At 40.1% G+C, this 22,861-nt stretch carries 22 protein-coding genes; 13 read left to right on the top strand and 9 right to left on the bottom strand.

The window, feature by feature from the left end; all coding sequences use genetic code 11:
• Window positions 1-109 precede the first annotated feature (109 nt).
• Both IQ259_RS05905 and IQ259_RS05910 read left to right on the top strand, forming a co-directional pair.
• Window positions 110-1,399 carry a homoserine dehydrogenase gene (locus IQ259_RS05905; protein WP_193882538.1) on the top strand — a complete coding sequence of 430 codons (1,290 nt, stop codon included), beginning with the start codon at window positions 110-112 and terminating at the stop codon, window positions 1,397-1,399.
• A gap of 108 nt (window positions 1,400-1,507) precedes the next feature.
• Window positions 1,508-2,566: an S-layer homology domain-containing protein gene (locus tag IQ259_RS05910; RefSeq protein ID WP_193882330.1), complete on the top strand. Its 1,059-nt coding sequence runs from the start codon at window positions 1,508-1,510 to the stop codon at window positions 2,564-2,566.
• Between the two features lie 236 nt (window positions 2,567-2,802).
• Here the strand turns inward: IQ259_RS05910 and IQ259_RS05915 are convergent, their stop codons facing one another.
• The 5 genes from IQ259_RS05915 to IQ259_RS05935 all read right to left on the bottom strand — a co-directional run bounded on the left by IQ259_RS05915 (window position 2,803) and on the right by IQ259_RS05935 (window position 6,355).
• The gene (locus IQ259_RS05915) at window positions 2,803-3,255 is read right to left on the bottom strand and encodes a hypothetical protein (protein ID WP_193882333.1); all 453 of its coding nucleotides are present in this window, start codon (window positions 3,253-3,255) and stop codon (window positions 2,803-2,805) included.
• On the bottom strand, window positions 3,248-3,511 hold the full coding sequence (locus tag IQ259_RS05920; protein ID WP_193882336.1) for a hypothetical protein: 264 nt from the start codon (window positions 3,509-3,511) through the stop codon (window positions 3,248-3,250). Before IQ259_RS05920 ends, IQ259_RS05915 begins: the two co-directional genes overlap by 8 nt.
• A 211-nt stretch (window positions 3,512-3,722) precedes the next feature.
• Window positions 3,723-4,160, bottom strand: coding sequence for a CAAD domain-containing protein (locus IQ259_RS05925; RefSeq protein WP_193882339.1), 438 nt, complete (start codon window positions 4,158-4,160; stop codon window positions 3,723-3,725).
• A 560-nt stretch (window positions 4,161-4,720) separates the two neighbouring features.
• Window positions 4,721-5,179 (bottom strand): pentapeptide repeat-containing protein, encoded by a 459-nt coding sequence (locus tag IQ259_RS05930; RefSeq protein WP_193882342.1) that lies wholly within the window; start codon window positions 5,177-5,179, stop codon window positions 4,721-4,723.
• Window positions 5,180-5,491: 312 nt separating this feature from the next.
• Window positions 5,492-6,355 carry an alpha/beta fold hydrolase gene (locus IQ259_RS05935; RefSeq protein ID WP_193882344.1) on the bottom strand — a complete coding sequence of 288 codons (864 nt, stop codon included), beginning with the start codon at window positions 6,353-6,355 and terminating at the stop codon, window positions 5,492-5,494.
• 111 nt (window positions 6,356-6,466) lie between these two features.
• On the opposite strand from IQ259_RS05935, the gene IQ259_RS05940 reads away from it, so the two are divergent.
• From IQ259_RS05940 to IQ259_RS05965, 6 genes are all read left to right on the top strand, one after another.
• Complete coding sequence (locus tag IQ259_RS05940) at window positions 6,467-6,757, top strand: hypothetical protein (protein ID WP_193882347.1); 291 nt, start codon at window positions 6,467-6,469, stop codon at window positions 6,755-6,757.
• Between the two features lie 63 nt (window positions 6,758-6,820).
• The gene (locus IQ259_RS05945; RefSeq protein ID WP_370568006.1) at window positions 6,821-7,210 is read left to right on the top strand and encodes a DUF2358 domain-containing protein; all 390 of its coding nucleotides are present in this window, start codon (window positions 6,821-6,823) and stop codon (window positions 7,208-7,210) included.
• 66 nt (window positions 7,211-7,276) lie between these two features.
• Window positions 7,277-8,179 (top strand): M48 family metallopeptidase, encoded by a 903-nt coding sequence (locus IQ259_RS05950; RefSeq protein WP_193882353.1) that lies wholly within the window; start codon window positions 7,277-7,279, stop codon window positions 8,177-8,179.
• Window positions 8,180-8,250: 71 nt separating this feature from the next.
• On the top strand, window positions 8,251-9,231 hold the full coding sequence (locus tag IQ259_RS05955) for a magnesium transporter CorA family protein (RefSeq protein ID WP_193882356.1): 981 nt from the start codon (window positions 8,251-8,253) through the stop codon (window positions 9,229-9,231).
• 426 nt (window positions 9,232-9,657) lie between these two features.
• Window positions 9,658-10,614: a GTPase Era gene (gene era / locus IQ259_RS05960; protein ID WP_193882359.1), complete on the top strand. Its 957-nt coding sequence runs from the start codon at window positions 9,658-9,660 to the stop codon at window positions 10,612-10,614.
• Window positions 10,615-10,677: 63 nt separating this feature from the next.
• The gene (locus IQ259_RS05965) at window positions 10,678-11,355 is read left to right on the top strand and encodes a response regulator transcription factor (RefSeq protein WP_193882362.1); all 678 of its coding nucleotides are present in this window, start codon (window positions 10,678-10,680) and stop codon (window positions 11,353-11,355) included.
• Window positions 11,356-11,385: 30 nt separating this feature from the next.
• Here the strand turns inward: IQ259_RS05965 and IQ259_RS05970 are convergent, their stop codons facing one another.
• A complete protein-coding gene (locus IQ259_RS05970) occupies window positions 11,386-12,279 on the bottom strand; it encodes a DUF4394 domain-containing protein (RefSeq protein ID WP_193882365.1) in 894 nt (297 codons plus the stop codon).
• Between the two features lie 483 nt (window positions 12,280-12,762).
• Window positions 12,763-13,332 carry a DUF3611 family protein gene (locus IQ259_RS05975; protein ID WP_193882368.1) on the bottom strand — a complete coding sequence of 190 codons (570 nt, stop codon included), beginning with the start codon at window positions 13,330-13,332 and terminating at the stop codon, window positions 12,763-12,765.
• A gap of 335 nt (window positions 13,333-13,667) precedes the next feature.
• Between IQ259_RS05975 and IQ259_RS05980 the strand changes: the two genes are divergently transcribed.
• Window positions 13,668-14,267: a hypothetical protein gene (locus tag IQ259_RS05980; RefSeq protein ID WP_193882370.1), complete on the top strand. Its 600-nt coding sequence runs from the start codon at window positions 13,668-13,670 to the stop codon at window positions 14,265-14,267.
• 564 nt (window positions 14,268-14,831) lie between these two features.
• Here IQ259_RS05980 and IQ259_RS05985 read toward each other — a convergent pair.
• On the bottom strand, window positions 14,832-15,410 hold the full coding sequence (locus IQ259_RS05985; RefSeq protein ID WP_193882373.1) for an HdeD family acid-resistance protein: 579 nt from the start codon (window positions 15,408-15,410) through the stop codon (window positions 14,832-14,834).
• A 711-nt stretch (window positions 15,411-16,121) separates the two neighbouring features.
• Here IQ259_RS05985 and IQ259_RS05990 point away from each other — a divergent pair.
• The 3 genes from IQ259_RS05990 to IQ259_RS06000 all read left to right on the top strand — a co-directional run bounded on the left by IQ259_RS05990 (window position 16,122) and on the right by IQ259_RS06000 (window position 18,431).
• Window positions 16,122-16,754: a bifunctional 4-hydroxy-2-oxoglutarate aldolase/2-dehydro-3-deoxy-phosphogluconate aldolase gene (locus tag IQ259_RS05990; RefSeq protein WP_193882376.1), complete on the top strand. Its 633-nt coding sequence runs from the start codon at window positions 16,122-16,124 to the stop codon at window positions 16,752-16,754.
• An 84-nt stretch (window positions 16,755-16,838) separates the two neighbouring features.
• Window positions 16,839-17,351, top strand: coding sequence for a L,D-transpeptidase (locus IQ259_RS05995; RefSeq protein ID WP_193882379.1), 513 nt, complete (start codon window positions 16,839-16,841; stop codon window positions 17,349-17,351).
• Between the two features lie 360 nt (window positions 17,352-17,711).
• Window positions 17,712-18,431 carry a hypothetical protein gene (locus IQ259_RS06000; protein ID WP_193882382.1) on the top strand — a complete coding sequence of 240 codons (720 nt, stop codon included), beginning with the start codon at window positions 17,712-17,714 and terminating at the stop codon, window positions 18,429-18,431.
• Between the two features lie 150 nt (window positions 18,432-18,581).
• Here the strand turns inward: IQ259_RS06000 and IQ259_RS06005 are convergent, their stop codons facing one another.
• Window positions 18,582-19,706 (bottom strand): quinone-dependent dihydroorotate dehydrogenase, encoded by a 1,125-nt coding sequence (locus IQ259_RS06005; RefSeq protein WP_193882385.1) that lies wholly within the window; start codon window positions 19,704-19,706, stop codon window positions 18,582-18,584.
• 129 nt (window positions 19,707-19,835) lie between these two features.
• On the opposite strand from IQ259_RS06005, the gene IQ259_RS06010 reads away from it, so the two are divergent.
• Window positions 19,836-22,691, top strand: coding sequence for a GAF domain-containing protein (locus IQ259_RS06010; protein ID WP_193882402.1), 2,856 nt, complete (start codon window positions 19,836-19,838; stop codon window positions 22,689-22,691).
• The last annotated feature ends 170 nt before the right edge of the window (window positions 22,692-22,861 follow it).

Raw genomic sequence — 22,861 nt, forward strand, 5'->3', positions numbered from 1 at the left:
ACAATTGTTTTGTATATATAGTTGATTTGCTGAGAATGGAGTTTTGGTAGTTAAAGCACTAACTACTCAGCACTCAGCACTCAAAATTCAGATATGGGGTGCAAAGTTTGTGGGTGTAAAGCTAGGAATATTAGGATTAGGAACTGTGGGGACGGGTACAGTGCAACTTTTACAAGATGCTGTTGGCCGCAACCCGTTGTTACAGGAAGTAGAAATATATCGAGTGGGAGTCCGATCGCTGGATAAACCCAGAGATGTAAAATTACCACAGTCAGTAGTAACGACCGATTTAGCTGCGATTGTTAATGATCCAGCCGTAGATATAGTTGTCGAGTTGATGGGTGGATTGGAACCAGCGCGATCGCTCATTCTCCAAGCGATCAAAAATGGTAAGCATATTGTCACCGCCAACAAAGCCGCGATCGCCCGTTTTGGTGCAGAAATTTTCAACGCTGCCAATGAAGCTGGGGTCTACGTGATGCTCGAAGCGGCTGTAGGTGGTGGGATTCCAGTAATTCAACCCTTAAAACAGGCTTTAAGTGTCAACCGCATTCATACTGTTACTGGCATCGTTAACGGTACAACTAACTACATCCTCACTCGAATGCAAACTGAAGGCAGCGATTTTGGTGATGTTTTGGCTGATGCCCAACGCTTAGGCTATGCTGAAGCTGACCCGACAGCTGATATTGATGGTTTAGATGCAGCCGATAAAATTGCAATTTTGGCATCATTGGGTTTTGGTGGACGCATTCACTTAGAAGATGTTTATTGTGAAGGAATTCGGCAAGTTAGTAAGACAGATATTACCTACGCCGAAAAATTAGGATTTGTGATTAAATTATTGGCGATCGCTAAATCTCAAGGCAATAATCACCCTGGGTTATCTGTGAGAGTCCATCCCACCTTCGTGCCTAAATCTCACCCATTGGCTAGTATTAACGGTGTTTATAACGCCATTCTGGTGGAAGGGGAACCCATCGGCCAGGTGATGTTTTTTGGGCCTGGTGCAGGTGCAGGTGCAACAGCCAGCGCCGTCACCTCAGATATCTTAAGCTTAGTGGCGGCGCTGGAGAGTAATACGGCAGTACCAAATCCCCTACTAACTTGTAGACATGAAGATTACTGCCAAATTACCCCAGTTTCCCAACTACTAACGCGATTTTATGCCCGCTTCCTCACTAAAGACCACCCTGGTGTCATTGGCAAATTAGGTACTTGTTTTGGCAATTATGGTGTGAGTTTAGAGTCTGTTGTGCAAACTGGCTTTCAGGGAGCGTTAGCAGAAATTGTAGTTGTTACCCACGATGTTAAAGAAGGGGACTTCCGTCAAGCTTTAGATGAAATTCGACATCTGGAAGCGATTGATAGCATTGCCAGCATACTGCGAGTGCTTTAAAAAGTGTGAAGTCTGAAGTGTGAAGGATGAAGGATAAACTTTTTATGTTTTACACTTCTTTAGTGTGGGTTGATTTTTGAGAACTTTACTGTTTCCAGGGGAAATACGATGACAAATCTACCACCTAGCGATCGCCAGTCATCTGAAGAAACAACCCTTGGCTTTGATGAATTTATCGCCATTTTGGTTGCCTTTGCGGCGATCGGGGGAATTCTGTTGTGGTCATTTTCGCGGCGAGATGCTGGCTGGAATTTCAATATATTGCGATCGCCTTCACCAAGTCCAACTATCAAAACTCAACCAAGTCTCCCATCACCTTCTCCGACTTCCCAGGTGCAACCAAATGCAGATTCTCAACTTGATGCTGCACCATTACCTCCAGATAAGATAATTCCAGAACCTGTCCCTACTCCTGGACTGATACTTCCACCTGTTCCCGTAGCTCCTATTAACTCACAGCCCAAGCCTGCACCCTTTTTTACAACCAAAAACTTAGAGCCGTCAATCAAGTCATCGCCTTTACCCCTAGTTACTCCGGCGGAACAGAAGTCTATTATTCCGCCACCCATTGCATTTAACGATGTACCCACTAATTTTTGGGCAGTTCGGTTTATTAATGCTCTTTCGGCTCGCAGTATTATTAAGGGTTTTCCAGATTATACTTTTAGACCAAATCAGCCTATCAACCGCGCTGAATTTGCTGCTATCCTACAGAAAGCTTTTGATACAGAACTGAGCAAGAATTCTTTACCTTTTAAAGATGTATCAGCCCAATATTGGGCAACACCAGCAATTGATCGCGCTGTTGGTACAGGATTTTTACAAGGTTATCCTGACAAAACTTTTCAACCAGAACAAAATATTTCCCGTGTGCAGGTTTTAGTGGCTCTAGTTAGCGGATTAAATCTCCAACAACCAGCAAAAGCATCACTGGTTTTAAGTATTTACAAAGATGCTAAAAGTATTCCTAAATATGCTGCTGGCAAAGTAGCTGCTGCCACAGCTAATGGTTTGGTGATTACCGATGCCAATCAACAATTTTTAGCACCTAATCAAGAAGCTACCCGTGCTGAGGTAGCTGCAATGGTGCATCAAGCTTTGGTAAGGCTGGGAAGGTTAGATAACATTTCTTCTGAGAATATTGTGCGTAGGCAAAGCCCGCCGTAGGCATCGCCTGTAAAAAATTCTTTGCCTCAAAGTAAAATAACTCAATAACTATAGGACTTACGCAAAATATCTCTGAAACTCTCATTTCTCCGTGACCTCTGCGCCTCTGTGGTAGCCTGCGGCAAGCTGCTACCGCGTCTACGTTATTCCGTGACTCGTGCGTAAGTCCTAAACTATTCAAAACTCTAAAATCCTTACCACCTTCCACAGCGAAAGAGCTTTTTGTGGAACTCCTGTTATATTCTCAATAGCCTCTTAATTGTTTCCATTCCTTTTTGAAATACAGCAGTCATAGTTGATTTTAGTCCTTGGAATGCCATAATAAAGTCTGCCAAAATATCATCATTGTTGAAACCAGCAATGAGCGTCATAATTGCTCCTATACCCATAGTCACAACTCCATCAAGGTCTACCAATCTGAAGAGTAATTCTGTTGTTAAGGCTCGATATACTAAACTGAGGGTTAAAACATTTCCAGCCCAAAACAAGGAAATATCCAAGGCTGCACGAGCCGAGGGAAATGCTTGGTCGCGTACACCACGAACAATGCAGTGTATTAACAACAATAGAAGTACAGTAAGTACTCGAAGTTGGTCGTGATTGAAATTTGAGGCAGTTTCAGCGCATTGCTGGCAGGTTGAAGATAGCTGAATTAAGTAGACAGTAAAAACAGTAGCAACACTAATCATCCTGTTGCTCCTCTTGAGCATCCTTGTCTACTTCCTCTTCCTCCTCAAGTGTATTTAGTCCCAGTTTCAACACTGTAGTTGCCACCAAAATAGCTGCCGCAGCCACAGGGCCAGATAACCCAATACTTGATGTGACCAATGCGCCAACAGCAACAGCACTTGCTATATCCTTTGCATCTCCCAGGATATCTCTCAAGTGCTTTTTGGCTAACTTAGAAACTGAGTTGTTAGGAGTTTTAGCCTTTTCTTCAGCCATTTAATGTACAATACTGTGTTTCTCCCTTACCTCTATTCTACCTCGAAAGCTTAGAAGGTATTTGAAAAGCTTTGATTAGTAAAATTTTATATTAATTACCTGATCAAGGTTCGTATGGTAACTATTGATTCATTCTGGATTTTTAGGGAGTTTGAATGACGATTTCTGCCACTCAAACTCCTTTAATTTAAGATGCAACTAAAATCAGTTCTTAAGCGCCAGGAGCGTTTTTGCCAACAACTTGTGATTTGAGGGTTGTAATTTCATTGGTTAGCTCTTTCCGGGTTGAAGCCTTAAGTAAATAGCGGTAAATAAACCATGCAGAGTAACCAATACCAATCAATTCAAAGGTAGGTGCGATCAAAGGAATGTCATTCAAAGAATCTAATATTGCCAAAAGTACTTTAACTGCGACAATTGCTGTCACAATTAAGCCAACACTAACTAGGGGCTGCTTATATTTATTGAAGAAGCTACCTAGATATTCAGGCAGTGTTGCTAAAAAGCCAGAAATTTGTTCTCCGTATTTTATCCATTCCTCTTGAGGTTGAGCAGGAGGTTGGAGTTTGGTGATAGTTCCTGTTTGGCTGTTGATATCTGGCACTGTTGCTTCTGTGGATTTTGTTTCTGCGAATTCCGGTTCTTGCATTTTCACTTCCATAAATTTGACAGTTGGGTTTTTTAATCCGGACAATGACAACCAAAAGGCTGTGATTAAGCAATGCACAAGTGTATCAGACTAGGCTTGGTAACGCGTTGGGTTCCCTATAACCATAAATGCCTCTAATCTCTACTGCATCAACTTCAAGGTAGACAGCGAGTAGGACGACAGAAGCTGGAAAGTGGTGAGATGTGTTACCTCCATCTGTCTGAGTTTTGTGTTTGTCAATCAACTGTAACCCTTAAGATGAAATTATCCCATGCTGTATCAGTTGCTGATAATCGTACTCATTCAAGCACAAATCAGGCAAAAATCCGACTACTTCTCATTTATACAAGGATAAGCGCCGATTTTACTTGAATATTAAAGCTATCTTCAGCTGATTTCGTCAATGAATCTGTTCGTCTTTGATATGAATATGTAATAAAAATTTTTATGTGTTCATCTAAACTCATTTAAAAGCAATATAGTAGAGACACGCTATGACGCGTCTCTACATCTGAATCGGGTGGAATTAAAAGTCAGAAGGCATTAGCGCGATCGCTTGACTAATCCCAATCGGGAACTTGTGCGCCATCTTCACCACCAATACCAATGCCAGTGTGATAAATTTCGGCATCAGTAATATTTAAATTATCCATTGACGCGCCGTGTACATTGGAGTCAAAAATATGAGCGCGGCTCATGTTAACTCCGTTCAGATTGGCTTTTTTGAAGTTAACGTTAGTCAGAAAACTGGAAGATAGGTTAGCTCCTTTCAAATTAGCATTGGTGAGATCCGCACCTTCAAGGTTAGCTCCAGAAAGATTAGCTTTAGAAAGGTTTGCACCACGCAAATCTGCACCAATTAAATGTTCGCCACTGAGGTCAACTCCGACTAGATTACACCGCTGACATTCCCCAGTAGATAAAAGCCTTTGTAAATCTTGCGAATTCCCTGCTTTAACAGCACTAGCAAAAATGAGGGGAGTTGCTAAGGCTACAGCTGCAAATAGCTTAAGTTTCATAAATTTGTCCCCTTTGTAATTAAGTGACATCCGTTCTTTTCCTCACAACTCTATTATCTCACTAAATTTCTGCACAATGTTGATTTAACTCACCAAATGGAGGTGATGTTTCATCTTTTTCTTGATAGCACGAAAATACTATTGATACGGGTTTTAGGCTGTGCTTCAAAGAGAAAATCTACATAAATTCACCATTTTTCGTTTTGTTAAATCTTTTTAAGAAAGTAAATTATTTATTTTAATTTGTCATTAGTTGATAACCATGATTTTTCTATTACTAAATAACACTCAGTAATTGCGGTGAACAGTATATTAATTTACTATAAACTCACTTATGTAGTGGTTGACTAACTGAGGCTGTTCTTGCTGTACCCAATGTCCGCAATTCGGAATATACTGAATTTGTAAGTTGCTAACATAAGCAGCAGTGTCATAAGTAAGCTCCTTGCCAAGAGCAGTATCATTTTCTCCCCAAATCATCAGTGTTGGTACATGCAAAATTTCCCAATTTTTGCGGGATAAAACATGGGGAAAAATATTACGATAGTAGTTGAGCATAGCTGTTAAAGCACCAGGTTTAGCCGCAGCATTTTTATAAGCTTCAAGATCAGATGAAGTAAAAGCATTTTTATTAACTGCTGTGCCTTGAATAGTCTGGGCAATTGTTTGATATTCAAAAGATTGCAGCAGTAACTCTGGTATTATTGGTAGTTGAAATAAGAACATGTACCAACTACGCAGTAACTGTTGAGGAGTAGATAATCCTTGGGAAAATTTAGCAGGGTGAGGTAAATTAAGTATGATTAATTTCTCTAACATTTCCGGGTGGGTATCAGCAAAATACCAAGCGATCGCACCTCCCCAATCATGCCCCACTAAAACACATTTTTCGTAGCCTAATCCTTTAATTACACCCGCAACATCTTTGACAAATTCATCCATAACATAAGCTGATTGCTCTTTTGGTTTCTCGCTATCGTTATAGCCACGCAAATCTAAGGCAACCACTTGGAAATGTTGAGCAAATTCTGGGATTTGATGCCGCCAAGAATACCAAAACTCAGGAAACCCATGTAACATCAACATTAAGGGGCCTGTTCCTTGGGTGACATAGTGCAGCTTCACACCATTGGTAGTTATATATTTGTGTTGCCATGAATTTTTAATTTCAGACATATGTTGTATTTTTTAGAGACATAACCTACCTTTTGTTGAATTATGTACCAGATTCCTAGTTCAAACATCTGTTAAAAGACAGTCATTAAAGTAATAATTCTGCTGAGTGTCATGTGGCAGCAATGTCAGAAAATTCTTACATGGGAGTGGGGGAGGAAAGCAGCAGGAATTTTGGTGAAGCTTGGTACTTACTGCATCAGTCCAGAATATCTGGTGCAAGCGATCGCATACAACCACCGACTGAGAATTTCTCGTGGTTTCTTCTTTTTTTACGAAGGTTTGCGAGAGAATAATAATGCTCTTGCTCATATCTCACGAAATCGCCACTATGCTAAACCTGCTGCATTCCCAAGTTTGACTGATTTACAGCAGTCCAGCAATGGCTTTCTGGCAGAGAATTAATAATTTTTGGAAAAATCTTTTTGAAGGAGGCGCATGGCAGATAAATTACAGATAGAACAGGTAATGCAAACTCTCAAAGAAGATTTACCTACACTCTTTGCAAAAGATATTTCTTATGACATTTATACACAAGATATCTATTTTAAAGACCCAGTAAATAAATTTAAATATAAATTCAACTATCGAATTATATTTTGGACATTGCGATTTCACGCCCAACTATTTTTTACGCAAATTACTTTTGATTTACACGAAGTTTATCAGTCGTCGGAAGATACTATTTTAGCCAAGTGGACAGTGCGGGGAGTGTTGCGTGTACCTTGGAAATCCGAGATATTTTTTAATGGCTATTCAACCTACAAATTTAACTCAAATAATTTGATATACGAACATATAGACACATGGGATAGAAAGCCAGTGGAGATTTTAAAGCAGTTTATCCAGAAGGGATGAACACAAGAATTGGGGTACTGATTTATCCAATTTTTATTAAGTAGTAATTACGAATTAAAAAAAATAATGACAAGAAGAGTATTTGTCGGACTAAATACAGCAAGCTTCCAGCATCCCTTTGATCAAAAATCTTTAGTAGCTTTGAATAAAATGCCAGGGTTGCCTTTATTATTAAAAAAGCTGAATGAATATGGAATTGATCGCCTACTCAGAATGCAAATTATCGGCGGTGAATTTCGAGTTACTTCGCAAAATTTTCCTAAATTGCATGATGCCTTTACAGAAAGCTGTCAGATTCTTGATCTGACTCCAAAGCCAGAGTTATATCTATTTCGTGGTACGGGACATATTCAAACCAACGCAGTTGGTGTAGAAAAGCCAATGGTGAGTGTGAATCTAGAAGCTATGGAATGGTATTCACAAGACGAATTGCTGTTTGCTTTTGGGTATGAAATTTCCCGTATCAAAGGTAAATACATCGCTTACCAGCAAATGGCAAATGTCATCCCACTGTTAAAAAATATCATTAATAGTACAACCTTTGGTTTGGGAGGCTTGGCAGCAGGTGGTATAGAAGTAGCTCTATATAACTGGATGATTATGTCAAGATTCACTGGCGATCGCGCGGGTTTATTAGCATGTCAAGATATTAATGTTGCTATCACCGCGCTCATGAAATTAGCTGGTTTACCGACTGAGTATTTAAATGCAGATACCATTGCCGATTTTCAGGCTCAAGCTCGTGAATTTTCTACCATCACTCTTGATAACCTAGATCAAGTAACTAAAATATTCAGTTTCATGGAGTACCGCTTTCCCTGGGCTGTGATGCGAACTTCTGAATTATTGAAGTGGGTTGATTCAGGAGAATATGAAAAGTTAATGCAAGCAGAAAATATAGAACCGACAGCAGATTCCGCAGAAAATCCAGCAGATTCGGAAGATTGGCAGTTTATGACTTCTTGGTAAGCTATCGTCACTCTAAATCAAGCTTTGTATCTGCTGAAAATAGGGCAAGTAAAAACAATATTAACTTCTATATGCTAAATCTCTTGACCTTTTCTCAGAATCATTTAGAATTATTTTCGAGTAGAGATGTCGATACAGCACTGCAAAAAATTGATAGTTCTCATAATATCTGGTTACGCTGTATTCACTTCCGCGATCGCACTGGAACAGCCAAAATTATTAACCACTTTCAACTTAATCCATGTCGAATTGATATGATTTTTAACCATTCCCCTACAGGAATTGATGAGGAAATGGAAGATTGTTTATTTGATAGCTATGAAATACTAACTCATCAAATAAAAAATAGGGAGTTTCAGGTAGCGCGTGGCAGCATTGTGGTTGGAGCTAATTTTATTATTACTTTTGAACTTACGGAAATCAAGGTTTTAACTATATTAAGTAACAATATTCAAAAACAGACTGTAGATATTAAACAATGGGGTGTAGATTATATTTTATATTTAATTTTTAAAGATATTTTAAATAATTACCATACAGTATTTGATTATATTTCTAGACAGCTTGATGATTTAGAAGATGAAGTTTTAGCAAATTGTGGGGATGAAACAACATACCAAAAAATTGCCACAATGAGACAATCTACGCGTTCCGGAAGACGTAATTTCCAAAATATCAAGTCGCTTCAATCTCTGATGAATTACGAAGATTTTCAGTGGATTACTCCGCCAGTCAAAGAATTATTCAATCAAGAATTAGTTTATCAAGTTGATAACCTCTGGCAAGAATATCAAGCTTTAAGAGTTTGGATGTCAGAGTTAATGGAAATTCAACGCGATAATATTGCTAGTAAAACCAGTGAACGAATTAATCGTTTGACTATCCTCTCAACTATATTCTTACCAATCACTTTCATTACTGGTTTTTATGGCATGAACTTTAAATATATGCCGGAATTAGAGCAAACTTGGTCTTATCCTGCTGTAATTAGTGTGATAGTATTAATCATACTCAGTAGTATTACATTTGCTAAACAGCAACGTTGGCTGTAGGGTTAGATTTGCTTTTACCATCATGATGGTAAATAATGGAGGTCTTAAACCCATTTATTTAGACGCTCTCTACGAGAAGCTGCGCTATCCGCAAGTCTTACAGAATTTAGAATGAATTCTGACTCCTGAATTCTGTTTTGATAAAATAGTGATTTTGAGAGTTTATCAACCGAGAACGAAAATTTAATGTGATAAAAAATACAGCATTTTATTCAAAGAAACATAATTTTCTAGAAGAGAGATAACATTATATTTGTTGTATCTTAATATCTATGTTTTGGGATATTTGAAGCTAAACATCTCTAGTAGTAGATTAAACTAAAGCAATGACAAACCCCGAAAAATCCAGGGTGAATATATGTTCATTGTGCGTCTGAACCAAGAACTAACTTATCCCATCTATAAAATATGAAGGTGGAGTAAAAGGTGAATAGTATTGATAATCACATCTCCTCTTTTTCAGGAGAAGTATTAATTCCTCAGGCTCCTCCTGAATATAAATCGGGTTTTATCGGCATTATCGGTCGTCCAAATGTCGGTAAATCTACTTTGATGAATCAATTAGTAGGACAAAAAATTGCTATTACATCACCAGTAGCCCAAACTACACGTAATCGTTTACGCGGAATTCTCACCACAACAGAAGCACAGTTAATTTTCGTCGATACACCGGGAATTCATAAACCCCATCATCAATTGGGGGAAGTGTTAGTGCAGAATGCCAAAATTGCCATTGAATCAGTAGATGTGGTGCTGTTTGTCGTAGATGGTACAGCAGCTTGTGGCGCAGGCGATCGCTACATTGCTGAGTTACTGACTAATAGCCACACACCCGTAATTTTGGGACTGAATAAAACCGATGAACAACCAGCAAATTCCCAGTTTATCGATGAAAGTTACCAAGAGTTGGGTAAAGCTAACCAATGGCCGACAGTGAAATTTTCTGCCAAAACTGGTACAGGATTGCCAGAACTCCAAAAATTACTCATTGAAAATTTAGAACTTGGCCCCTTATACTATCCTCCCGACTTAGTAACCGACCAGCCAGAACGGTTTATTATGGGCGAATTGATTCGGGAGCAAATTTTGCTGTTAACTCGTGAAGAAGTACCTCATTCCGTGGCGATCGCCATTGATCAAGTAGAAGAAACACCAACTATCACCCGCGTACTCGCTACCATTCACGTCGAACGGGATTCCCAAAAGGGCATTTTAATCGGTAAAGGTGGCTCAATGCTCAAAGCCGTTGGCAGTGCAGCCCGCGAACAAATCCAAAAACTTATCTCTGGTAAAGTATATCTAGAACTTTTCGTCAAAGTCCAGCCAAAATGGCGACAGTCCCGACTAAATTTAGCAGAGTTTGGCTATCGCGTGGAAAAATAGAGGAGTTAGTCAATAGTCAAAAAGTTTTTGACTATTGACCATTGACTATTGACCAGATAAAAAATGTCTACTAATTCTAGCCATCCTTTAAATTTGCCGACTGATACACCTGTGTTGCGGGTGTTGATCGTGGAAGATGATCCAATGATGCAACTGGGACTAGAACAGTCATTGATGGCGCAACCTCAGTTGGAAATTGTCGGACAAGCAGAAGATGGTTATTTAGGCGTGCAAGCAGCCTTAAAATTAAAACCAGATTTAGTAGTTATGGATATTGGTTTACCTCGACTGGATGGGATTGCAGCCACACAGCAAATTAAAGCCGCATTACCAGAAACTCATGTGGTGATGCTGACATCTCACACCACAGAGACAGAGGTAATTGCTGCACTGTCAAGCGGCGCAGATGCTTATTGTATCAAAGGTGCAAGTGTAGAACGATTGTTAAAAGCGATCGCAGCTGCCGTTGATGGTGCAACATATTTAGATCCGCAAATAGCTAGGCGTGTGATTGATAATCTCAAACCTCCCACTGTTCAGGGAAACACCGCCAATTTATCGACAAGAGAGTTAGAAGTGTTGAAACTGATGGTAGAAGGTTTGAGTAACCCAGAAATTGCCGAAAAACTTTATCTCAGTCCCAACACAGTGAAAACCCATGTACGAGGGATTATGAATAAACTAGCAGTTGACGATCGCGTTCAAGCAGCTGTAGTTGCACTGCGATCGGGTTTGGTGTAGAGACACTTCAAACAGCGCGTCTCTACACTCCTAAATGCCAGACTTAAGGCGACGGCGACGACGTAGTAAAGCAATACCACCACCAGCAATCAAAGACCCAAGACCAAAAGTAGGCTCAGGGACAGCTGCTGTTGCTGTTGTCAAGCCGATGAGCCGGCGATCGCTACCGATGCTACCTATTGAGGTTGCAGCACCTGTAGTTAAATTGATGCTGTATAAAGTAGGGCTAAATGTTGTGGTGGGAGTCAAGGCGGCAAAAGCAGTATTGACACCATTATTTGTGAAGATGTCAAATCCTGCTGCTGAGTCGATATCAACTCCGAGAGATCCTACTTCCACCAATGTGCCAGCATTAGGAGGGTTTTGGATGACCAATGTATCATTGATGTAGTCAATACCATACAACGTGGTTCCGGTTGCTGGGTCGTTATCAAAATTAGTGTATGCTACGGCGGTAACGTTGGGGTTTCCTGGGTTCAATGTCCCATCAACAATAGTCGCACCATTATCTACGTTGATGCGATAGTTTTGGTCGTTACCACCGACAACCCGTAAACGGTCAGGTACTGGGTTGAAGTCCACTCCAGAAATAAGACCACCGGTAAAAGGTGTGCTAAGAGTACTGACAAAACTAGCTACACCAGTGAGTTCGTCGATGGTGTAAATATTGTTAGTAGTTGTAAGACCGTAGATCAAATTGTTGGCTGGACGACGGTCAATACCTAATAAAAGACCATCGATCCCTGTGACTGAGACAGTGGTAGTAGCCGTAGGATTGGTAGAGTTAAAGAATAGTAAATTATTGTTGTCAGTTAGACCTATCAGACTAGCGGCTGCCGCAGGGTTGGCAATGGTGATGAGATCAAATGTCGTTGCTACAGCCAGCGTTGCGATCGCTGCACTGAGTTTCCCTAGTGTGATCATATAGCTCTCAAGTGTGAGTTATCCCTAATGTGAGCAGCAAGATTCCCTCTACTTTCTTTGCATATTTATACTTAGAAAGCGGTTGATATTTATTGAAAATATTACAGTAATCTTACTTAAGACGAATACTATAATAAAAAACTCAAATAGTTTCAGAATAAAAAACTACTTCACTAAATCTTTATGGTTTTAGGTATTAAATTGTACTTAAAAACTTCCCAGCTAGAAGATGGGAAAATCTTTAATTTGCAGTCATTTTGTTTGGTATAACTTGATTTTGAGCTAAAAAGCAATATTCTTTGATATTTTCTATGCAAGTATAAAATTTACGCAAACAATATAGTTTTGTCGCTTTAATTTAGCAGTGTAGCTTTTCTAGAACACCAATTCAGTAATGCTGAAAGAACCTCTCCCCCAACCCTTCTCCGACGTTGAGAGGGGAGTTTAGCCGGGGGTTAGGTTTTTGATTACTGAATCAATGCTCTAGTGCTTATGCACTTGTTCCAACAGCCATAAAGAAGAGACAGCACCTAAAAAGTGAGCCGTAATACCATTAATATTTGCCACCGCCACAAACACATCCAGCGCCCGAATAATTTTGTTAGGGTCAGTAATTGCTACCCCTGGTGGTTGGGAAATTGATTTTGCTACTAAAACTCCCAAAGTTGAGCCAGCACCCAAGAGAGTTAATAGTATGCCGACTAGACTGATAATAATACCTAATTTGATAGCTGCGGTCGTATCAGCCTTACTAGGGTGTAAAGCGTGGTTAGGGTTTCCTAAACGTCTGCCAAGGCGAGTATAACGAAAATCCCAGTAGACACTAAATAACAACGCCAAAATACCGCCGATAGCCCAAAATATGCCAACCCCCAGACCTACATTTGGTTGATCAGCAAAGCCACGTCCAGTGGAAGCAAACAACACGGCTATGCCAGAAACTACAGCTAGTCCTAGTTGTATCCAGAAAGTAATCCAGCCAGTCAAGCGAATAGTGTTACCAATTCCCTGAAGCGATGGTGCTAGAGTTTTTACTTCTGTTTCAGTGTGCATATTAATTTCCATCTGTTTGAAACTTCGCCCAGTCTCAAGCTTATTTCAGCCGGATGATAATATCCCTCACCCACAGATGGAACTCTCTAGCTATCTTAAGGATGATTAAGAAACTACTTCTTATTTTATCCAACCGCAGATTTACCCATTCGTTTGATATGATCATGATGCGTTGCCCTGGGCAATAACATAATCCCAGATATATATCGACTTAATGAATTAACCTCTCCTGCCTGTAGAGTAAATGCTCTGATTTTTATTTGGATAGTTCAAAATAGTTAATATTCGCCTCAATCTAAGTCGAACTGACAAACATAAATCATCAGGTAATTCCAATGGCTTATAGTGATTTTACCTTAACTAAGTTTAAAAAAGATTTCAATATTAATGTTAATGAAAAAAATGATTTATTTTTCAATATTGAACCTATACATATAAGTGATAAACTAACAACTACGCTAGAAGAAACAACAGAATTAGCATTGGCAATTAATACAGAAAAAGCTCGCTCTGAAATGATTATTACGCCTATTTTGTTGGAGGTGAGGCGTAGTGCTAATTATCAGATAAGTTTATTTTCTGGAACAGATTTTAATGTTGATGCAGAAAAGGGTCTGAATGGTTATTGTGATTTTGTAATCAGTCTTTCTAAAGAACAATTAACAATTAATGCACCTGTAATCATCATTGTTGAAGCCAAGAATGAAAATATTAAAGGTGGATTAGGTCAGTGTATGGCAGCAATGTTGGCGGCTCAGATATTTAATGAAAGAGAAGGGAATGATATTAAGACTATTTATGGAGCAGTCACAACAGGAGATATTTGGAAATTTTTGAAGCTAGAAGGTACTAATTTATTCGTTGATTTAAATAACTATTATATTAAAGAATTAAATAAGATATTAGGAATTTTAGCTCAAGGAATCCAAGGTTAAAAGCAAGCGATCGCCACTGAAGATACTTTCTTTTTTTCCTGGGCGATCGCTCTACTACTTCTGTCTAGTATTCATCATTTTATCCAACCGCAGATTTACCAGTTAGTTTGATCTGATGACGGGGTGTTGACTTTGGCGGTATAGCATTCTAGTTAATGTAATAACTGCTATAATTTATATACTAGTTATTAACGAAGAAACTCAAAGTATTTGGTGTGCAGTAAAATTATTAGACTATGCCTTAGCAATAATCACTATCTTTATTTACTTATAAAATGTAAACCACCAAAAAATTTCAATTCTTATGACTGTAAACCATCAAACTGAAAAAGACTATCTTACAGCAACCACTAGTATAAAGGTAAATCAAGAAACAGAAAACGAAAAAATTCTATGTCCCCATTGTCAGCGCACTGCTACGAACGGGATTAAATGTAAAGGGATTTGTGTAGCTGACAATGACTATTAAGGAATAAATTTGATTAAATTTAGTGCATAGTAGCAAACAAGTAAAATATCGCAATAAACTTGTATTAAAAGTTGTGGATATTTCCTCTTAACATATTAAAGTAGTCGGCGTTGTTCGCCCCACTTCCGTAGCCGTAAAGCTAAAAGCAACATGAGAACCCCAAAAACAATGGCATAGGCCGCAATTATCCATAAAATTGCTAATGCTCCAGCCACAGGCCAAATAATCAACAAAATACCGAATACTAGAGATGCAATACCAGCAGCTATTAACAGCCATTCATTTTCAATTTCCCGGCGTAGATGATTGGCAGCAATAATTTCAAATATACCAGTGATAATTGCCCAAGCTGCTATTAGATAAAGTAAAACTAACGCAGTGATACCTGGCCAAATAAATGCCATTACTCCAACAGCAACCCCAATTGCTCCTTCTATTAACAACAACCATCCGTGGATATTAGTCAGATGATCTCTAAATCCGGCGATCGCTAATAACAGCCCTCCTCCTAAGGCAAAAGCTGCAAATAGAAATACTAAGGCTGTTAAAGTAATTCCTGGCCAAAATAGTGCGGCTAAACCAAATATAATGGCGAGTGTTCCCCGCAATGCGAGTGTCCACCAATTTCTTGCTAACCTAGTTGCTATCCTAATAGGATCAATATTCTCGGTCATAAATTGAGTCAATAATGAAATTACAGAGCAGAGAGATTAAAATGGGCAAGTAATTAGTCAGATCGTTTATATTCGACATTAGTTATATTCTTGGGCTGCACCTGTGAGTGAGTACGCAGATTTACGCACCACATCGACGAAGTTAGTTATGGTTGCGTCTGGTATCAGAATTATTTATTTGTCAGTATTCTACGATTTTTCAGTTCAGCATGACTGTGTGAGTCAAAGCCGATAAATAATTACACTTATTTGACGTGAATTCGATGAACCTCTCCCCAACCCCTCTCCGACGCGGAGAGGGGCAGAAATATTACTAGTTTCCAACGGAAAAATCAGAGTTTTAAAGCCTCTAACGCCACTTGCTACAACGCGGGAAACCCGCGCAACGCAGTGGCTCCTCCTTGCAGGGGAGAGGTTTGGAGAGAGGTTTTTGATCTCCGTCGAACTCACGTTTATTTGATAAACTCTGCGACTTGTTAAACTCAGCATAAAAATTTCTAACTCTTCTTCCATCTGACTAATGGCGCATGGTGTTTAAATGAATTAATCTCCCTAGGGGAAGACGTAGCTGAGAAACTTTCAGATAAAAAGTAAATACGGTAATTTGATCAACTTAGTCCCATAGCTTCGTGCAACAAGCAATCCCCAACCCCTTTAATGTGTCACGCTGGTAGTTGAAATTTCAACGCCTGATTTCAACTCCCAGTTAGAATGTCTAATCAAATTTGGTTATCACAGTTGCGAAAACACAGAGCGATCGCTGTTATCCGTGCATCAACAATGGAATTAGGAGAGCAGATGGCAATGGCGGTAGCATGTGGAGGAATGCAGCTAATAGAGATTACCTGGAACAGCGATCGCGCCGCCGAACTGATCGCTAAATTACGTGCAGAATTACCTGATTGTCTGATTGGTACGGGTACGCTGTTCAACGTGCAGCAGTTAAAAAATGCGATCGCCTCTGGGGCGCAATTTCTCTTTTCACCCCACGTTGACATGGCTATGATTACAGCAGCCGTGGCAAAGGATGTGCCAATAATTCCAGGTGCTTTGACTCCCACAGAAATTGTGAGTGCTTGGCATCAAGGTGCTAGTTGTGTCAAAGTATTCCCCGTGCAAGCGTTAGGAGGAGCCAGCTATATCAGTAGTTTACAAGGGCCACTGGGTCATATTCCCCTAATTCCTACAGGTGGGGTAACGCTGGAAAATGCCCCAGAATTTATCCAAGCGGGAGCTGTTGCTGTTGGCTTAAGTAGTGAATTGTTTCCTAAAAAGCTGGTAGCAGTCGAAAATTGGCAAGCGATCGCTCAACATGCAGGTAAGTTAATTCAGCATTTAGCGTAGCAAAATACACACACAGTAAATTTTTAGGCTACAAAGTAAAAAGGAAAAAAATTCTCTAAACTCCATCATTAGACTATATAAATCATGAAAAGCCTGATTAATTCTGATCAGTTACACCACTTAAAAAAATTGGTGGTAGGTGCAGCAATATCTTTAAGTGTAATGGGTATTACTGCAAGTACATTAGCAGCTAGTTCTCAAGACAAGACAATCAAACAAAGCATCCAAACTCTACAAAAATCAGAGCAGCGTTGGATTCAAGTTAATCTCTCAACACAAAGACTAACAGCCTGGGAAGGGAAAAAAACAATTTACGCAGTGACTATTTCCACAGGTAAAAAGTCTACTCCCACTCGTGTTGGTAGTTTTAAGATTCAATCTAAGCATAAATCGATGCGAATGCGCGGCAGAGACTATGATGTTCCCAACGTTCCTCATGCAATGTTTTACCAAGGCAACTACGGAATTCACGGGGCCTACTGGCATAAAAAATTTGGCACACCAGTAAGTCATGGTTGTATAAATGTCGCACCTAATCATGCTAAATGGCTATTCAATTGGGCATCTTTAGGGACACCTGTTGTCATTCATAAATAATAGAAGAGTCACGGGGGCTGAGATTCGGGGAGATTTAAGTTATTAACTCCCTGATTTTAATTTAAGCGGAGCGACGGCCGTCGCGCAAAGGTTTAAGCAGAGTAAATCCCCGCTTTACTCTGTATCGAAGTATTTTTTATATTTATGTAAAAATTTTGTTTTTGCCGAGAATAGTTTAGTCTGGAAAATTTTTTTGCCTATTTTTGCCGAAAATCTGCCTTTGTTGAGTTTTAAATGATTTAGATTGGCGATCGCACTGTTGAATTTTTCCGTGATTTTGCCAAAAGATACAAAAACATGTCCCAATTTTTGCCAATATAATATATTATTTCCCAAAAAATTCGCTTGGCAAAAATCGGCATGAGTGAAAAAACAATGGAAAGTGGCGGGAAGGGTTTTCTCGTTCTACTTTTGCCAATATCATTTTTAATCGTTTTCCTAGTTTCTACCTGGAGATTTTTGCTGGCGCTAGTTGTTTTGATTATTGGTTTCAATATTTGGCAACAATATCAATGGCAACAGTGGTGTCAGCGAGTTAACCCGGTTTTCCATCAGTTAGTTCGGGAAAACCAAGGCAAAATTACACCAATGGACTTAGCACTTCGGGGTAGTTTTCCTGGCCCAACAGCAAAACGCTACCTGGATAGTAAGGCTGCGGAATTTGGTGCAAGTATAGTTAATGCTGGGGAAACGAGTGAAGTTTATTACTTCATCACAGCCAGTATTCTGGGTAATATTCTTGACAGTAGTGAGCCAGTAAAACAACTATCTGCTCAAACTGTGACGACATCTGCGCGATCGCTCCTAGCACCGCCAGCACCTCAAGCAGTAGAAGCAGAACCAGAGGTTGAATTACCACCACCAACTCATCAGGAAGTCAAACAAAATTTAGCAAAACAGTTAGTTTTTGGCTCTCTGATTCAATCGGAACTTGCGAAGCGGTTGAATGTTTATTCCAGCACTGTGTACAAACGGCGCAATGATCCTGACTTTCCTGAATGGAGTCGCAACCGCGATCCTGATGGTATTGCCTGGACTTTCTCAGAAACAACTAAGGAGTTCTTTCCCGTAGAAGAGTAATGAAGTATGTAGACCCGCTAGGCTAAAGTATGAAGTATGAAAATTATAGATGTACTGCTTTGCAGTACTAACAGATGCGTAGCAACTTGCCGCAGACTAGGTTAAATGGTGAAATTTATACTTCATACTTCACACTTCATACTTCATACTTCACACTTCTAACCCGATCGCTTCGGTGATGGAATTTAACTTGTTTTGTTCTAACTTGGACAGCAAACCAGCCAGAATTCGGCGTACCATCATGGGGCCTTCATAAATCCAGCCTGTATAGACTTGAATTAGACTGGCTCCCGCAGTAATTTTTTCCCAAGCATCTTCTGGGGAAAATATACCACCAACTCCGATAATGGGAATTTGTCCTTGGGTTTGCTGCCAAATAAACTTAATTACTTCTGTGGAGCGATCGCGCAAGGGCGCACCACTAATTCCGCCAACTTCATCTTGCGGTGATTTGCCTGTTTGGTCAATTACCTGGGTTTTCAGTCCATCGCGGCGGATTGTGGTATTGGTGGCAATGATTCCAGCTAATTGGTAGGTTTTTGCCAATCTAATAATGTCGGCGATCGCTTCCCATTCCAAATCTGGTGCTATCTTGACAAATATTGGTTTATATGTATTATTTTCTTTTTGTAGTACGTCCAAGATAGAACTTAGCATAGTGGCATCTTGGAGCGATCGCAACCCTGGAGTATTGGGAGAAGACACATTCACAACAAAATAATCGCCCAAATGTTTGAGCAAGCGAAAACTGTTGAGATAATCTTCGGCGGCTGCTTCTAAAGGTGTCACCTTCGATTTGCCCAAATTTATCCCAATGGGTATCGTATAAGTTAAATCCTTTTGTTTTGCCAACCTAGCGGCCATCGCTGCTGCACCGCTATTATTAAAACCCATACGGTTCAGAACTGCTTGATCTAAAGGTAAGCGAAACAAACGAGGTTGGGGATTACCTGGTTGTGGGTGGAAAGTTACAGTTCCCAACTCAGCGAAGCCAAAACCAAAGTTAGACCAAATTTTTGCTGCTACTCCATCCTTATCAAAACCTGCTGCTAAACCCAGAGGGTTAGGGAAATTTAGCCCAAACAAATTTTGTTCGAGGCGGCGATCGCGTAAACACAAAGACTGCTGTAAACTTTGAGTGACTAAGCCAGCAGGAGCGTTATTTGTCTGCGATAGCCAGCTTAAACTGCGAATAGTCTGCTGATGTAGCCACTCTGGATCTGTTTTTAGCACATTGAACAGTAGTGGACGAAGTGCAACTTGATAAATATCCATTTCAAAAATAATTACTAATTCGTAATACTTAATTAAACTTATAGGGCATAAGTTTCTGCAAAAAAAACATAACTTAGGCTGCTTTTCTGGGCATCTTATACATAAACAGCGATGTTAAGCAAGAATCAGATGGGGCAGCCACAAAGACCAATAGCCGCCGAACAACCAATCATTGCTTTGGGACGTGTCCTCCAAACTATCAGAGAAGAGGATAATATTGACGTTCTGATGGATACTACTATTTCTTACATTAAAGAGCAGTTTGACTACAATCTGGTTTGGATTGCTTTATATGATCGCCTAAAACATACATTGATTGGTAAAGGTGGCATCGCACCTGATAGTGACACCAAGTTTTTACGCAAACAGATTGCGCTTAATCCCGGCGATCTTTTAGAACAGGTGGTAATTGAACAGCGTCCCTTGGGAGTTGCAGATTTGCGCCTGGAACCGCGTGCCGCAGAATGGCAAGAAATTGGCAAAAAATTTAACATTCAGGGAACAATCGTTTTACCAATTCGCTGTAAAGACCGTTTTTTAGGTTTGCTGTTATTTGGTTCGGAACGTTGGGGTTATCTGTTACCAGGAGAAGCCAAAGCTCGTTTGTTAATGGTTTTAGGTGAATTGGGGGCTGTACTTGCTCAAAAAGAACTGGATTTGCAACAACAGCAAACCAAGCATTTAGATGAGCCATTATTAAATTTACTAGAAAATTTACGTACTCTCAATAATTTAGACCAAAAGCTGAAAGCAGTTGTACAGACAACACATCAATTTATTTCCCCTAGCCGGACGAATATTTACTGGTTTGAGCGACAAGGGCGTTATTTTTGGTGTCGGATGAGCAATCAACTTGCTAATATCGATCGCCACTCTAGCCAAAAGCAAATAGCGGCAGGAATGACAGTCCAGGATTTAAGCGAATTTTATTATGCTTTGTCAGTCAATCAAATTGTTTGGATTGGTGATGAGCGCAGTTCCTTAAAAAGTCATTTTACAGCCAAGGTTTTGCAACGCTTACAGGTGCGATCGCTTTTGGCAGCACCTATTCTGTGGCAGAAGGAACTTTTAGGTTTTCTGGCTGTGGAATCTAATGAACCGCGCATCTGGACAGAGGCTGACAAAAATTTTGTCCAAAGTGCAGCAGGGTTAATCTCTTTAGTTGCTCCCACCGAAACGATGGAAAGCACCATCAAACAAATTCAAGATGATGCTCAATTAAACAGTCAAATTGCCCAAGCTATCTATAACAATGATGACCTACAAGCAACTTTAAGTAACTGTGCGACTAAAGTTTTAACGCGAGTCGCAGCCAATCGTTTTTTATTGTTGCAGTACAATCCTGAGCAGCATAACTATCAAATTATTTTTCAAAGCCAACCACAAAATCGCCGTCCTTTGACATTTACCTTCCATGCTCCCAAAGATATGGATGAGCAGATGTTAAAGTCAGCCAAAACGGCGGTAGAGTTGCAGAACATAGAAGAAGATTTGCGGTTTTTTAACTGGCGACCCCTCTTATTAGAACATGGGATGCGATCGCTCTTAGTTTGTAACTGTACTCAAGGTCATACACCAAACGCGCTGTTGGTAATTGCTCACGAAACTAATCGTAGTTGGACAACTCTGGAAAAAGAATTATTGTGGGTTGTCAGTCAGCAAATCGGCGTGATTGTGCGACAGTGGCAACTACAAACTGATACTGAACAACAGCAGCAAATTCTGCACAGTATTCAGCAATGCTTACGCATCCTCGAAAAAGCTCAAAGTACTCATGAGGAGAAACATCTAGAACGCACAGCACTAGAACAAATCGCTACTGTGCTTAATTCTCCTTTGGCGTTGCTATTATCGTGGTTGCCTGGAGAAAATTCAGCAGAAATTATTCCAGGAATAATTCATGATAGTCGGTTTGAGGTTGCAGTAGACAAAGCAATTCCCATCGAAACTGACGCTTTAATTCAGTGGACTCTAGCGAAAGAAGATTACCTTTGTGTGTATGCAGATGATTTGCCCCAAGGAACCAGAAAATGGTTAAATGGTCAAGGTATTGGTAAAGTTTTAGCGATCGCCCTCCGCACTAGCGCTGATTATGCACCCACAAGTATACTATTAGTCGCAGATCGTCGAGAACAACATTGGTCACAACAAAGCCTGAATGCTACAAAAACTCTGGTAACTCAATTAGCTTGGTCGCGTCGTCAACAGCAAATCACCCAACTACTAGAGTCCACAACCCAAGAATTGCGACAACTAAATTGGTACAAACATCGCCGTCTTGAGGAGATTCAAAGAACAGCGACACTGTTATTGAGCCAGATAGATGATTTGGGTATTCCGGCAAATGAACTCACACAGACGCGCTATAAGCTATTACTGCGGCAATTAGACCACACAACTGCTGCCATGACTGCTTTAGTAAAACTTGAGCAGTGGCAATTGCATTGTAGTTCCGAAACCATGCCCATAGCCACATTGCTGAAGCGATCGCTAGAACGAGTCGAAAATTTACTCAAACAACGTAAACTGTGGGCAGGTGTGCATGGTTTGGGACAATCAGCTACAGATACGGATTCTAGTAACAGTGGTATATTCCTCAAAGGACTGCAACCTTCTAGTTATCCATCATCATTGGCGATCGCTGGCGATATAGTGAAATTTGAATTAGTGCTTTATGAATTATTGGTTGTAGCCTGTAACCGTTCTCAAAGTGGCGACAGAATTGATATCTGGTGTCGCCGCTTAGAAGAGGGTTTGCTAGAACTGTCAATTACAGATAATGGCATTATTGAACCGCACCTACTGGCAGCACTGCAACATCAGACACCCAAAGATGTACTAGCCGCTTCACAACTTAATCAACCACCGGGTTTACATCTGCTAATTTGCCAACAGTTAATGCAGCGCTTAGGTGGCGAGTTACATTTCTATCAGTTACCAGATCATCGAGTAGTTAGCCGCTTGCTGTTACCTTTAGCAGTCTAATAAGCTGTTATTAGGCTTCTGGCTCAACACTGAGCGATCGTATGCAGGGATATGGGTTGCTCTTTAGTTTAGCATTCTGACTTCTGAATTCTTCTTCAATGTTTTGCTGTTGACAAGCAGCGTCTTAACCAAAGTGGCTTCAGCTATATTGTTTATTTACATACCAATAT

Source organism: Fortiea sp. LEGE XX443 (assembly GCF_015206815.1).
Lineage (GTDB): Bacteria > Cyanobacteriota > Cyanobacteriia > Cyanobacteriales > Nostocaceae > Nostoc_B.

Excerpts from the sequence above, each read along its gene's own strand:
- IQ259_RS05955 (WP_193882356.1), top strand. The coding sequence starts at position 8,251 with ATGCTAAATCTCTTGACCTTTTCTCAGAATCATTTAGAATTATTTTCG.
- IQ259_RS05920 (WP_193882336.1), bottom strand. The coding sequence starts at position 3,511 with ATGGCTGAAGAAAAGGCTAAAACTCCTAACAACTCAGTTTCTAAGTTA.
- IQ259_RS05915 (WP_193882333.1), bottom strand. The coding sequence starts at position 3,255 with ATGATTAGTGTTGCTACTGTTTTTACTGTCTACTTAATTCAGCTATCT.
- IQ259_RS05975 (WP_193882368.1), bottom strand. The coding sequence starts at position 13,332 with ATGCACACTGAAACAGAAGTAAAAACTCTAGCACCATCGCTTCAGGGA.
- IQ259_RS05910 (WP_193882330.1), top strand. The coding sequence starts at position 1,508 with ATGACAAATCTACCACCTAGCGATCGCCAGTCATCTGAAGAAACAACC.
- IQ259_RS05995 (WP_193882379.1), top strand. The coding sequence starts at position 16,839 with ATGAAAAGCCTGATTAATTCTGATCAGTTACACCACTTAAAAAAATTG.
- IQ259_RS06000 (WP_193882382.1), top strand. The coding sequence starts at position 17,712 with ATGAGTGAAAAAACAATGGAAAGTGGCGGGAAGGGTTTTCTCGTTCTA.
- IQ259_RS05935 (WP_193882344.1), bottom strand. The coding sequence starts at position 6,355 with ATGTCTGAAATTAAAAATTCATGGCAACACAAATATATAACTACCAAT.
- IQ259_RS05990 (WP_193882376.1), top strand. The coding sequence starts at position 16,122 with ATGTCTAATCAAATTTGGTTATCACAGTTGCGAAAACACAGAGCGATC.
- IQ259_RS05950 (WP_193882353.1), top strand. The coding sequence starts at position 7,277 with ATGACAAGAAGAGTATTTGTCGGACTAAATACAGCAAGCTTCCAGCAT.
- IQ259_RS05970 (WP_193882365.1), bottom strand. The coding sequence starts at position 12,279 with ATGATCACACTAGGGAAACTCAGTGCAGCGATCGCAACGCTGGCTGTA.
- IQ259_RS05985 (WP_193882373.1), bottom strand. The coding sequence starts at position 15,410 with ATGACCGAGAATATTGATCCTATTAGGATAGCAACTAGGTTAGCAAGA.
- IQ259_RS05925 (WP_193882339.1), bottom strand. The coding sequence starts at position 4,160 with ATGCAAGAACCGGAATTCGCAGAAACAAAATCCACAGAAGCAACAGTG.
- IQ259_RS05940 (WP_193882347.1), top strand. The coding sequence starts at position 6,467 with ATGTGGCAGCAATGTCAGAAAATTCTTACATGGGAGTGGGGGAGGAAA.
- IQ259_RS05980 (WP_193882370.1), top strand. The coding sequence starts at position 13,668 with ATGGCTTATAGTGATTTTACCTTAACTAAGTTTAAAAAAGATTTCAAT.
- IQ259_RS06010 (WP_193882402.1), top strand. The coding sequence starts at position 19,836 with ATGGGGCAGCCACAAAGACCAATAGCCGCCGAACAACCAATCATTGCT.
- IQ259_RS05965 (WP_193882362.1), top strand. The coding sequence starts at position 10,678 with ATGTCTACTAATTCTAGCCATCCTTTAAATTTGCCGACTGATACACCT.
- IQ259_RS06005 (WP_193882385.1), bottom strand. The coding sequence starts at position 19,706 with ATGGATATTTATCAAGTTGCACTTCGTCCACTACTGTTCAATGTGCTA.
- IQ259_RS05945 (WP_370568006.1), top strand. The coding sequence starts at position 6,821 with ATGCAAACTCTCAAAGAAGATTTACCTACACTCTTTGCAAAAGATATT.
- IQ259_RS05930 (WP_193882342.1), bottom strand. The coding sequence starts at position 5,179 with ATGAAACTTAAGCTATTTGCAGCTGTAGCCTTAGCAACTCCCCTCATT.